Raw genomic sequence first — 11,965 nt, 5'->3', positions numbered from 1 at the left:
CCATTCTAGTGGACATTGCCGATCGATATTGAAATTGTTGTTTTTAGGGATAAGTGACTGGGCAGCGCGACTTGCCCGGCGCAGGAGGGCAGCGTGGAACTGGCGATGGCCAGACTTTAATCACTGACGACAAACGAGCCCTGGTCGAGTTGATCCAGCGTGACGATGCTGCTGCTGCCCTGCGCGCCGCTGGCCTGGCTGAGCCGTGCATGCAGCTGGGTCAGATAGTCGGCGCGGCAGCGGCGCAGCACGTAATCGCGGAAGTTATCCTGTTCCAAGGCGTGCCAGGCGCGTTCGCGTCCTTGCGCCGAGCGCTTGCCGGCCAGCTCGATCAGCGCCGGCGTGATGTTGGCGTCGCCGCGGCTCAGGCGCGCGTAGCCGTAGCGGTCCATATACGGGCCGGTGAGCGTTTCGATGAGGTTGATGTCATCGTCCGATAGTTGCTGCCTGAATTTGTCGATGTTGGTCGCGATCGGTGCATGGCAGTTGGCCGACCAGAGCGATGACAACTGCGCGATTTGCCGCGCCTCCGCCGACGCGGCCACGTCCAGCATTTGCGGCAGGAAGGCGATGCCGAGAAAATCACATACCGTTTCCAGCGTCTCTTGTTGCCGCGACAGGAAATCTTCATAGCGTATCGTCAGCACGCGCTGCGGATAGCGTTGCACGACATGGTCGGCTGCCGCATGGGCGGCCAGCCAGGTCCTGGCATTGAGCAGCGTGTCGAAATCGTGGATGATGGCGCGGTTCATCGACGCCACTTGCGCGCGCGGATCGCGCACCACGTTCAGGAACAGCATGTCGGGATATAGCCGTACGATGTCGTCGGCGTAGTGCACGCTGTCGAGCGACTTGTCCATCACCACCTGCGCCTGGCGGCGTTCGCCCGCGCGCAGCAGCAGCTCCCATGCCACGCGGTGGATGCTGCGCGACTGGCCGCGCAGCGTCTCGAACACTTCCACCGGATCGAAGACGACCCCGGGCCACTTGACCATGCTGGCCGCCGCCAGGCCCACCACATCGACCACCAGGCGAAAGTAGGCGCGGTCATCGCGCAAGTCGCCGTACAGGGGCAGCAGCGGCATCATGTCAACCAGGTGCAGTGGATACGGCGAATAAAACTGCGGCGACAGGTTCAGGCGCAGGCGCAGGGCATGGCTACCGCAGCGGCGCAAGGGGATCATCATGACGGGGCGCGGGCGCGCGCCGTCGCCGGGATGGTGGCTGCTGATCATCTCATCATTCCTCGAAAAGGTGGCCGCGCGGCATCAGATGAAGTGCGGGCACAGTTGCTGGAACAGCCGCTCGCAGGCCTGTTCCAGCGACAGCACGCCCGTGTCCAGCATAAGCGCCGGCGCCAGCGGTGCCTCGTAGGGCGCGGAGACGCCCGTAAATGCAGGGATCAGTCCGGCTCGCGCTTTTTTGTACAGTCCCTTGGGGTCGCGTTCCTCGCATAGCGCGCTCGGCGTGCTGATATAGGCTTCGATAAAATTGTCGCTGCCGATGATCTGGCGCGCCATCTCGCGGTCGCTGCGCAGCGGCGAGATGAAGGCGCAGATGACCATCATGCCGGCATCGTTCATCAGCCTGGCCACGACGGCGCTGCGGCGGATGTTTTCCTGGCGATCGCGGGGAGAGAAACCCAGGTCTCCATTCAGGTGGTGCCGCATATTGTCGCCGTCGAGCACGCAGCTCAGGTGACCCTCTGCCAGCAGCCGCCTTTCCAGCGCGTACGCCAGCGTCGACTTGCCTGCGCCGCTCAGGCCGGTCAGCCACAGCGTCGCGCCTTGCTGACCGGCCAGCAGGCCCCGTTGTTCCTTGCCGATATGGCTTGCATGCGGGAAGATGTGCGTCGCTACCACTTCGCCCGCAGCGGCGATCTGTTCCAGTTTCCCCACGTGTGCCACTCCCCCGTTGCCGGCTCAAAACTGTTCCCACTCGATTTCGCTGGGCTTGGCGACGGCCGGACGAGCCGGCTTTGCCGTGGCGGGCGCGCGCCGTACTGCCGGCGGCGGTGGCTGACGGCTGACCAGGCGCAGTCCCGCATCGCGGCCGCCAGCGATGTTGCCCACGCGGAAGACGCTGACGACATCGTTCAGGCTGTTGACCTGTTCCTGCATCGCTTGCGCTGCGGCGGCGGCTTCTTCGACCAGTGCCGCATTTTGCTGCGTCACATTGTCCATTTGCGTCACGGCCATATTGATTTGCTCGATGCCAGCGGATTGTTCCTGGCTGGCGGACATCATTTCAGACATGATGCCGGTGACGCGCTTGACGCTGGCGACCACCTCGTGCATGGTCGATCCTGCCTGTTCGACCAGCCGGTTGCCGGCCTGGACCTTGTCGACCGAGTCGCCGATCAGGTCCTTGATTTCCTTGGCTGCGGCGGCCGAGCGCTGCGCCAGATTGCGCACCTCGGTGGCCACCACGGCAAAGCCGCGCCCCTGTTCCCCGGCACGGGCCGCCTCGACCGCCGCGTTCAGCGCCAGGATATTCGTCTGGAAGGCGATGCCGTCGATGACGGCGATGATGTCGACGATCTTGCGCGCCGAGACATCGATGGCCGCCATGGTGTCGACCACCTGCGCCACCACGGCGCCGCCCTTGGTGGCGACATTGGAGGCCGATTCGACCAGCCCGTTGGCCTGGCGTGCATGGTCGGTGTTGATGCGCACGGTGCTGGTTAGTTCTTCCATGGATGAAGCGGTTTGCTCCAGCGTACTGGCCTGCTGTTCCGTGCGCGAAGACAAGTCCAGGTTGCCCATGGCGATCTGGCCTGCCGCCGTGGCGATGGTCTCGGTGCTGGCGTGAACTTGCTGGACGATCTGCGCCAGGCTGTCGCGCATCGATTGCATGGCGTGCAGCAGGCTGTGCGTGTCGCCGGGGCGGGTATGAATGGGCACGGCCAGGTTGCCGCTGGCAATCTGCCCGGCGATCGCCGCCGCTTCGTCGGGCTCGCAACCGAGTTGGCGCGTCACGCTGCGCGTGATCAGCACGGCGGCCAGCAGGCTGGTGATGAGGGCCAGCGAGCCGATGCTCAGCATCACCAGGCGCGCCTGGCTGTAGGCCGCCTCGGCCATGCTGGAGGCCTCGTTATTCTGCTTTTCCTCGACGGCGATCAAGGTGCGCAGCAATTCCCACCAGCGCTTTTGCACGGGGCGGAATTCATAGCGCAGCAGTTTGTAGGCATCGTCCTGCTTGTGCTCCAGCGCCAGCGCGGCGGCCCGCTGAATGAAGGGCGCCGCCAGGTCGCTTTGTGTGCGGATCTGTTCGAGCAGGCTTTTTTCTTCGCTCGAGGTGCCTTCCAGCTTGGCGAACATTTCCCCCAGCTTTTGCTGGGCAGCGGCGTATTTTTTTTCCTGTTCGGCGATGCGCGCGACCTCGATCTGGATCTCCTTCTCCTCCTTCAGCAAAATCAGATTGCGCAGCGCCAGCGCCCGCTCGGTCACTGTCAAGTCCATAGTCTGGGCCAGCCTGGTTTCGACGTTGTTGACCTTGGTCGCTTCATCCATGCGGTCCTGGATTTGTCGCATGCTGGTCAGCCCCAGCGCGATGACCAGCAACAGGAACAGGGCGACCAGGCCAAAGCCCATGCCGAGCCGCTTGGCGATGGTTAAGTGCATAAATTTCATATTGCCTCCTTAAGGCCGTGCTTGCGGTTCCGAATAAGCATATGCAGCTTTATCACGAAGCACTCAGCGATCATATTGATTGCGGGCGGGCGAAATATCACACTTCGTCACTTTCAGCATTTGAGCAACAGTAGAAATTTACTTGTGGCAACTGTTCAAATTGAGTTAGATGGCGAACACCTGCGAACGCTGGTATGGCGGCGGAGCATGATTTGTATCAAGAATGAAAAATTTTCATGCTCCCTTGCGCTCATGATTTCACATTTCACGTCGTTATAGCAGTGTCTGCTTAGCGCTTGAGATGCGACCCATCCCTTGCTCTGAGAAAACATGGCAGTACTCGACGGCTACCAGTTATCAAAAAATGAAAGTTATGCATACTTTACCTAACCACCCATCTTCGTTTAGCAAGGCATAAGACCCATGACCTCCGTCTCCTCGATCCCGAGCTGGAATCCAAGTCCCTCACGCGCGCTCAATGCCGCTGCCACCAAGGCGGATGCCGCGCCGTCTCCGGCGCCGAGCCCGTCCTCCATTGTTGACATCGGGGCGACGCAAGCCGTCGCGCAGCTGCTGCCTTCGCCGACGATATGGGAAAGCGCGACCCGCAACAAGGTGAGCGACGCGATGACAAAGAGCTTCTCTTCGCATGCGTTTGGCGGCCGCTTCAGCGGCCTGGGCGCGGCCATGCTGGGGCAGGCCAAGCTGGGCAACTACAATTTCTCGCAGGCGATGCGGCAGCCGCCGCCGAGCACCACGCCGAATGTCTATGCGGCGTCCGGCATCGCGCCGGGCAGCCTGCATGGCAATGGCGAAGACAAGGTTACCCTCAGCATCACGACCAAAAGCGGCGTGGAAGTCAAGCTGTCGCTCGACAGCCAGGGCGACGGCCTGGCCGTGAGCATGACAACCAGTGGCGACCTCAGCGACGCTGAAGCCAGCGCCCTGGGCGACCTGGCGAAGGGTTTTCAGGACGCCATCGATGGCATGGGACGGGATACGCCGAAAATCAAGCTGGAAGGCTTGATGCAGTTCGACCAGCAGTTGCTGGCGTCGGTGAAACTGCATGCGGAAGTCAAGGTGCGCGGCGAGATAGAGGGCGTGCAAACCCTGGATTTCCAGGCCGATGGCGCGCAGCGCCAGGTCAGCTTCAGCGGCGTGGCCGGCTCCCTGGACCTGAAGGTCGACGCCAGCCAACTCAATACCCTGGGCAGCAAGGAGCGGCAAGCCAAGGCGCTGGGCAGTTACATGAAGCAGTTCGACCAGGCGGCGTCGCGCGGCCATGGCGACGCGGGCCTGATGGCCATGCTCAAGGATAGCTTCACAGCCCTGCACAGCAATACCGCCGCGCCGCAAGCAGCCACGGACACGCCCGCGACGGGCAAGTGGCGCCTGGCGGCCGAGGACAAGTCCATCCTGACGGGGCTGGCCGATTTCAGCGCCTCCGTATCGCAAGCCGTGAAATTCAGCAATCCCATGCGCAGTTCGGAAAAGGATGGCTTCAATTATGAAGCGTCGCAAAAGACGCTGCAGGCCGGCGCCAGCCAGGATGCACGTTCGGTCAGGCAGCAGCAGCAATCGAAGCTCAGCGCCAGCTTCCATGAGACCCTCGTCCCCGGCGTGCCGCTGCGCCTGACGACCAGCACGGAATCGCAGAACTATACCTACCACCAGATCGAGGATACGGCCAGCAGCGACGCGCAGGTGGCCTACAAGGATGGCAAGATGGTGAAGGCGAGCTTGCGGCAGGAGGGCAATCAGTCCGAGCATGTCATGAAATATTTCTTGGGCAAGCTGGAATCGGACAAGACCATACCAGGCAATTATTCCGTGCTGCGCGATTTGCTGCCCGTGCTGGGACCGTACCGGACGGACGAGCTGGGCATGACGCCCGAGAAGAAGGCGGAGCAGCGCCAGCAGGCGATGCTGACCTTGAGCGACGATGTGCTGCTGCAATCGTATGCGGGTCAGACCGTCAGCATGTGGCGAACCGATGCACAGCCGGAAGAGGGCGGAGCCGCCGTCGCGTAGACATGACCGCGCGTCCATGCAAAAAGCCCGTCTGCGAAGACGGGCTTTTTGCTTGCTTGTTGCTTGGCTGGATGCGGCGCAAAACAGCCTATGCCTTGGCCTTGTTTTGCTTGATCCAGTAGCCGACGCCCAGCGCGGCCAGCCACACGGGAATCAGGTAGACGGAGATGCGCAGGCCCGGCGTCAGGTACATGATCACCAGGATGCCGGCCAGGAACACCAGGCACACGTAGTTGGTGAACGGGTAGCCCAGGCTCTGGAACAGGGTCGTCTTGCCCTCGGCCTTCTTTTGCGCGCGGAAACGCAAATGGATCCAGCTGATCATGGCCCAGTTGATGATCAGCGCCGACACGACAAGGCCCATCAGCACTTCGAACGCTTCGCCCGGCATGAAGTAATTGACCACCACGCAGGCGCCCGTCGCCAGCGCGGACACGCCCAGCGCCACCAGCGGCACGCCGCGGCGGTTCAGGTGCAGCAGCGCGCGCGGCGCATTGCCTTGCTTGGCCAGGCCGAACAGCATGCGCGTGTTGCAGTACACGCCGCTGTTGTAGACGGAGAGTGCCGCCGTCAGCACCACCACGTTCAGGGCCGTGGCCACCAGGTTGCTGTCGAGCGCATGGAAGATCAGGACAAAAGGGCTGCCGCCGGTGACGACGTTTTGCCACGGGTACAGCGACAGCAGGATGCCGAGCGCGCCGATGTAAAAGATCAGGATACGGTAGATGGCCTGGTTGGTGGCGCGCGGAATCGTCGTGCTCGGATCATCCGCCTCGGCCGCCGTGATGCCTACCAGCTCCAGGCCGCCGAACGAGAACATGATGACGGCCATGGCCATCACCAGCCCCTGCCAGCCATTCGGGAAAAAGCCGCCGTGCTGCCACAGGTTGGCCACGGACGCCTGCGGCCCCGCGTCGCCGGAAGCGAGCAGATACGCGCCGAAGACGATCATGCCGATGATGGCGACCACCTTGATGATGGCGAACCAGAATTCCATCTCGCCAAAGGCTTTGACATTGAGCAAACTGATGGCGTTGATCGCGCAGAAGAAGATCAGTGCCGAGACCCAGGTCGGCACGCCCGGCCACCAGTACTGCACGTAGATGCCGACGGCCGTCAGTTCGGCCATGCTGACGAGCACATACAGCACCCAGTAGTTCCAGCCCGACAGGAAGCCGGGCAGGTGGCCGCAGTATTTGTCGGCGAAATAGCTGAAAGAGCCGGCGACGGGTTCGTCGACCACCATCTCGCCCAGCTGGCGCATGATCAAAAAGGCGATGACGCCGGCGATGCCATAGCCGAGCAGCACGGAAGGGCCGGCCATCTTGATGGTTTGCGCGATGCCCAGAAACAGGCCGGTGCCGATGGCGCCGCCCAGGGCGATGAGCTGGATGTGGCGGCTTTTCAGGCCGCGCTTGAGCTCTTGTGGTTCGGTATTCCCGACTGCCGTCATATGTTTTATCCTGTTTTTACGGGGCTGAGGTCGCTGATTCTAAAGCATGCACGGGCAAAGCAGGAGCGAAATGCATGTTGCACTGCGGAGGCGCAAGAAAAGCCCCGCATCTTCGCCGAACGGCACGCAAAACGGCGGCCCGGGCGACGCTTTACGCGGCAGCCGCGACGATGGCCGGTTCGTACACGGCCAGGAACTCTGGCGGCAGGCGGCGCGCGCGGCCGCTGCTCAATTCGATGCAGATCAAGTCCCAGCGTCCGCGCACGACGGTGGCGCCGTCGCTGTCGCGCACCAGCTGGAAGCGCCGCTCCATGCTGGAACGCCCGTCGCTGGCGCACAGCCAGGTGGCCAGGGTCAGCGCTTCACCGGCCCGCGTCGGCAGCAGGTAATCGTATTCGCCGCGGCGTATCGCCATGGCCCGGTCCAGGCGCCGGTAATCGTCGAGGTCCAGCCCCAGGGTAGCCGAGTGGTGCCAGGCGATATGCTCGCACCAGCGCACGTAGACGGCGTTGTTCGTATGCTGCAAGCCGTCGATGTCGCCCGGTTCGGGCGTGACGGGCAGGGTGTGGGCGTGCGGATAATCCCAGTTCAAGTGCGCTCCTTTCGATGCGGTGGCGGCTGATTGTACGTGCTGACGGCGCTTTCTGTCTGCGGCGCGCGCCTGGAAAAACACTGTTTTTCACCTTGATGTATGATGCATCATAATTTGACACAGTTGAAGAACACCGATGAACCATCCCCTGAACAGCCTGGTGCACGTCAATCTGGGCAAGTCCGTGTACGCGATGCTGCGCGAGGCGCTGGCAGCCGGGCGCTACCAGCCGAACGACCGGCTGCGCATCCGCGAACTGGCGCTGCAGCTCGGTACCAGCGTCACGCCCGTGCGCGACGCCATGCTGCAGCTGGTGCAGGAAGAGGCGCTGGTGCTGCGCTCGCCGCGCGACTTCCGCGTGCCCGTGCTCAGCGTGGCGCGCTACCTGGAAATCCGCGCGCTGCGGCTGGAACTGGAAGGGCTGGGTGCATTCGAGGCGGCGCAGCGCATCGACGACGCCACCCTGGCCGACCTCGAACGCCTGCTTCAGGCGAACGAAGAGGCGATTGCGCGGCACGACCTGCCGGCGGCCCTGCAATGCAACCAGGCGTTTCACCTGGGCCTGTCGCAGGCGGCCGGCATGCCGACGTTAAAACGCTTCGTCGACCATTTGTGGATGCAGACGGCACCCCTGATCGCCGCCGGCTACGCCAGCTTTTCGCCCGACATGCGCGTCGGCCACCACCACGCCATCATCGCCGCGCTGCGCCAGCGCGACGGGGCGGCCGCGCGGCGCGCCATCGAACAGGACATCCTCGACGGCGGCACGCAGATGCTGGCCTATGTAATGCGCCAGGAGCGCATCCACGCCGGCGCACCAGAACAAGACAAGGAAGCACATGACGCAGAACACACGCAAGACTGAACAGAAAATTGAACAGAAAACGGCCATCGTCACGGGCGCCAGCCGCGGCATCGGCCACGCCGTGGCCGAGCGCTTCCGCAGCCTGGGCTGGCGGGTCATCACCGTCTCGCGCAGCCCGATTCCGGGCGGCTGCCCGCGCAGCCAGGAGCACAACACGCATGTGTGCATGGATCTGTCGGACCTGAGCCAGATCGGGCAGATGGTCGACACCCTGCGTCCCATGCTGGGCGACTCGAAATTGCACGCGCTGGTGAACAACGCGGGCGTGTCGCCGAAGGGGCCGGGCGGTTCGCGCGTCAATTCGCTGACCACCGACATGCAGACCTGGCAGGAGATGTACAACACGAATTTCTTTGCGCCGCTGGCCCTGACGCGCGGCTTTGCGCAGGAACTGTCGAATGCGCACGGCTCCGTGGTGAACCTGTGCTCGATCGCCGGCTACCGCGTGCACCCGTTCGCCGGCTCCGCCTACGCCAGCTCGAAGGCGGCGCTGGCCTCGCTGACGCGCGAAATGGCCAACGACATGGCGCCGCTGAACGTGCGCGTGAATGCTATCGCGCCGGGCGAGATCGACACGGCGATCCTGTCGCCAGGCACCTCGCACATCGTCGACACGCAAATCCCCCTGCGCCGGCTGGGCACGACGGCCGAAGTGGCGGATCTGGTGGAATTTTTATGCAGCGAGCGCGCCTCGTACATCACGGGCGCGGAAATTCCCATCGACGGCGGCCAGCGCATTTAACTGACAAGGAAGATCGCATGACACGACATATCGGCATCGTCGGCTGCTCGGCCGAAGGCGCGGCCCTGTGCTACCGCACGATTTGCGAAGAGGGCGCGCATGCGCTGGAGGCGTATGAACATCCGGAAGTGACGCTGCATACGCCGCCGCTGGCGCGCTATGTGGCTTGCCTGAACGGGGGGCGACCTGGCCGGCGTGGCAGAGCTGATGCTGGCATCGGCGCTCGATTCCACGCGCTTGCTGGCGCGCGCCGCCCTGCGCCATGCGGTGGCAACCTGACTATTTGTCCAGCTGCGCCTGCAGGGCGGCCACCACCAGCGCGTGATCGTCCGCCTGCGCCAGGCCGGACACGGTGACCGTGCCGACCAGTCCCACGCCGCGTATCAGCAGGGGGAAGGCGCCGCCGTGGCCCGCGTACTCGATGTCATCGAGGTACTTCACGTCTTCGAAGGTGCTGCCCCGGCTTTTATACGAGATGCCCATGTAGTAGGAGCTGCGGCAAAAGCGCTGCACCGTGTTGTTTTTGCGGCGTATCCAGTCCGCCTGGTCCGCCGTGGCGCCCGTCATGGCGTGGTGGAACAGGACCTGGCCGTTGCGCGTGATGTTGACGGTGACGGCCTTGCCTCGCTTGCGCACTTCCTCGACGATCCACAGGCCCACGGCCAGCGCCGCATCGTTGTCGAAGCGTTCGAATTGCAGGGATTCTTCCTGCTGCGCCAGGGTGTGCAGCAAATCGGCGTAATGATCCATCGTGGAGGCGGGTGGTAGTGGCTGGAAGCGCTACTGTAGCGCACCGTGGGGGCTTTTTGTGTAATGCGGCTAAAATAGGCGGCATGAACCTGTCCCTGTTTGCCGATGAAGACGACGTCCCGGCCGGACCGGTGCCGCTGGTGCACGGCTCGTCCGCGTCTGTCCTGCTGCGCCGTTTTGCGCTGCCGTATCTGCCCGAGCTGCTGCCGGCGCTGGACGCCATCGTGCTGGCCGCGCCCCTGCGCCACATGGCCACGCCGGGCGGTTTGCGCATGTCCGTGGCCATGAGCAATTGCGGCCCCCTGGGCTGGGTCACGGATGGGCGCGGCTACCGCTATGCGCGGCTCGATCCCGCCAGCGGTGTACCCTGGCCGCCCATGCCGCCCGTGTTCCTGCGCCTGGCGCAGCAAGCGGCGCTGGCGGCCGGCTATCCGGGCTTCACGCCCGACGCCTGCCTGGTCAACCGCTATGCGCCCGGCGCGCGCATGGCCCTGCACCAGGACCGCGACGAATGCGATTTCAACGCGCCCATCGTTTCCGTCTCGCTCGGTTTGCCCGCCACCTTTTTGTTCGGCGGCGCCGAGCGCAGCGACAAGGCGGCCCGCATCGCGCTGCTGCACGGCGACGTGGTGGTGTGGGGCGGCGCCGACCGCCTGCGCTTCCACGGCGTGGCGCCGCTGAAGGAGGGCGAACACGCGCTGCTGGGCGCGCAGCGCATCAATTTGACGTTTCGCAAGGCTGCCTGAGATGGCGCCACGGCGTGGCCGGCTTGACGATGTAGTGCGCATGCACATGGCGCCACGGAATGGCCAGGTAGACCAGCACCACGAACGCGCATTCAAACGCGGTTGCCGCGGTGGCGGGATCGATCTGGCCGTTCAGCCATTGCGGCAGCGGCACGAGCAGCAGCCAGATGGTCTTCCACAGCGCCTCCCACAGCAGCAGGGGCAGCATCTGCAGCGGATAGCGCAAGCCCAGCAAACATAGCAGCGAAAACGCGGCCAGCATGCAGTTGACGGTGCCCCGCGCCAGTTCCCACGGCGCGTGCGGCCTGACGATGCCGGGCCACAGCACGCTGCCCAGTCCCAGGACAACCAGCAGATACATGGCGCGCAGCGCATACAGACGGGCGGTCGATACGGTATTCATGGTGGCTCTCCTGGTCGTGGGGTGGCTATGAAAGGGTTTACTCGACTTCTTTGAGTATCGTTTCCAGGCTGCCCAGGCGCGCCTGGATCTGCGCCACGGAAGCGTTCAGCGCGGCCAGCGACGCTGCCGTTTCCGCCTGCGCGGCGGCCATGGACCTGGCCAGCTCCTGGTAGGCGCCGTCCTGCGCCAGCCGGGCGCGCGCCTGCACGATGCCGGACGTATATTTGAGGGCGAAGATGATGACGGCGGCAGTGCAGGGGAAGAAGAAGGCGGCGAAAAAGATATTTTCAGACATGATGACCTCTACAGTTCAGGATTGATCCGGGTTGGGGGTGAGCGTGGACGCCGCGGCGGCGATGCTGGCCGGCGTCAGCAGCAATTCAAATGGGCTGGCCTCGAAGTAATTGAGGGCCTTGCCGTCATGCGACAGTTCCAGCTGGCTGGTGACGAGTCCCGCGTGTTCCAGCTTTTGCAGGTGCAAATGCAGCAGGGGCCGGCTGATGCCCAGGTCGCGCGCCAGCTGGCTGATGTAGTTGCGCCCGCCGCTGGCCAGCGCCGCGATGATGCGCAGCCGGTGCGGATTGTCGAGCGCCGCCAGCATGGCCAGCAAGCGGTCGCCGGTGGGACGGGGTGTATTTGTATCTGTCATGTGTCAACATTATCTGACATATGTTAGCGAGTCAAGATAAATTATTCGGCCACTTTAATGCAAGATACTTGCAAATGCGGCACTTTTTCTCCATGATATGCA

At 63.6% G+C, this 11,965-nt stretch carries 13 protein-coding genes; 4 read left to right on the top strand and 9 right to left on the bottom strand.

All coding sequences use genetic code 11. From position 1 onward, the window contains the following. Window positions 1-116 precede the first annotated feature (116 nt). From AC3RCG_RS16870 to AC3RCG_RS16860, 3 genes are read right to left on the bottom strand one after another with little or no spacing between them, the layout of a single operon-like run. On the bottom strand, window positions 117-1,235 hold the full coding sequence (locus AC3RCG_RS16870; RefSeq protein ID WP_070218520.1) for a sulfotransferase family protein: 1,119 nt from the start codon (window positions 1,233-1,235) through the stop codon (window positions 117-119). A 33-nt stretch (window positions 1,236-1,268) separates the two neighbouring features. Next, complete coding sequence (gene cysC / locus AC3RCG_RS16865; RefSeq protein WP_070218576.1) at window positions 1,269-1,898, bottom strand: adenylyl-sulfate kinase; 630 nt, start codon at window positions 1,896-1,898, stop codon at window positions 1,269-1,271. Window positions 1,899-1,922: 24 nt separating this feature from the next. After that, a complete protein-coding gene (locus tag AC3RCG_RS16860) occupies window positions 1,923-3,632 on the bottom strand; it encodes a methyl-accepting chemotaxis protein (RefSeq protein ID WP_175444826.1) in 1,710 nt (569 codons plus the stop codon). A gap of 423 nt (window positions 3,633-4,055) precedes the next feature. On the opposite strand from AC3RCG_RS16860, the gene AC3RCG_RS16855 reads away from it, so the two are divergent. Continuing rightward, window positions 4,056-5,663, top strand: coding sequence for a hypothetical protein (locus AC3RCG_RS16855; RefSeq protein ID WP_492401114.1), 1,608 nt, complete (start codon window positions 4,056-4,058; stop codon window positions 5,661-5,663). Between the two features lie 88 nt (window positions 5,664-5,751). Here AC3RCG_RS16855 and AC3RCG_RS16850 read toward each other — a convergent pair whose 3' ends face one another. Further along, the gene (locus AC3RCG_RS16850; RefSeq protein ID WP_070218516.1) at window positions 5,752-7,116 is read right to left on the bottom strand and encodes an amino acid permease; all 1,365 of its coding nucleotides are present in this window, start codon (window positions 7,114-7,116) and stop codon (window positions 5,752-5,754) included. A 151-nt stretch (window positions 7,117-7,267) separates the two neighbouring features. Continuing rightward, window positions 7,268-7,708, bottom strand: coding sequence for an acyl-CoA thioesterase (locus AC3RCG_RS16845; RefSeq protein WP_121669666.1), 441 nt, complete (start codon window positions 7,706-7,708; stop codon window positions 7,268-7,270). Window positions 7,709-7,844: 136 nt separating this feature from the next. Here AC3RCG_RS16845 and AC3RCG_RS16840 point away from each other — a divergent pair, with 136 nt between their 5' ends. Further along, window positions 7,845-8,573, top strand: coding sequence for a GntR family transcriptional regulator (locus AC3RCG_RS16840; protein ID WP_492401115.1), 729 nt, complete (start codon window positions 7,845-7,847; stop codon window positions 8,571-8,573). Continuing rightward, a complete protein-coding gene (locus tag AC3RCG_RS16835) occupies window positions 8,548-9,315 on the top strand; it encodes an SDR family NAD(P)-dependent oxidoreductase (protein ID WP_492401117.1) in 768 nt (255 codons plus the stop codon). Before AC3RCG_RS16840 ends, AC3RCG_RS16835 begins: the two co-directional genes overlap by 26 nt. A gap of 279 nt (window positions 9,316-9,594) precedes the next feature. Here the strand turns inward: AC3RCG_RS16835 and AC3RCG_RS16830 are convergent, their stop codons facing one another. Continuing rightward, window positions 9,595-10,065: a heme-degrading domain-containing protein gene (locus AC3RCG_RS16830; protein WP_070218512.1), complete on the bottom strand. Its 471-nt coding sequence runs from the start codon at window positions 10,063-10,065 to the stop codon at window positions 9,595-9,597. 83 nt (window positions 10,066-10,148) lie between these two features. Between AC3RCG_RS16830 and alkB the strand changes: the two genes are divergently transcribed. Then, window positions 10,149-10,811, top strand: a complete 663-nt coding sequence (gene alkB / locus AC3RCG_RS16825; RefSeq protein WP_492401118.1) for a DNA oxidative demethylase AlkB — start codon at window positions 10,149-10,151, stop codon at window positions 10,809-10,811. Here alkB and AC3RCG_RS16820 read toward each other — a convergent pair. From AC3RCG_RS16820 to AC3RCG_RS16810, 3 genes are read right to left on the bottom strand one after another with little or no spacing between them, the layout of a single operon-like run. After that, complete coding sequence (locus AC3RCG_RS16820; protein ID WP_492401120.1) at window positions 10,783-11,214, bottom strand: hypothetical protein; 432 nt, start codon at window positions 11,212-11,214, stop codon at window positions 10,783-10,785. The two genes, alkB and AC3RCG_RS16820, sit on opposite strands and share 29 nt — an antisense overlap. Window positions 11,215-11,251: 37 nt before the next feature. Beyond that, window positions 11,252-11,509 carry a hypothetical protein gene (locus AC3RCG_RS16815; RefSeq protein WP_492401121.1) on the bottom strand — a complete coding sequence of 86 codons (258 nt, stop codon included), beginning with the start codon at window positions 11,507-11,509 and terminating at the stop codon, window positions 11,252-11,254. A gap of 15 nt (window positions 11,510-11,524) precedes the next feature. Further along, window positions 11,525-11,863, bottom strand: a complete 339-nt coding sequence (locus tag AC3RCG_RS16810; RefSeq protein ID WP_492401122.1) for an ArsR/SmtB family transcription factor — start codon at window positions 11,861-11,863, stop codon at window positions 11,525-11,527. Window positions 11,864-11,965 lie beyond the last annotated feature (102 nt).

It is taken from the genome of Janthinobacterium sp. GW823-FHT01H08 (genome assembly GCF_058797855.1).
The sequence above is the reverse complement of the archived record's forward strand: the minus strand, read 5'-3'. Positions and strand labels throughout refer to the sequence as shown.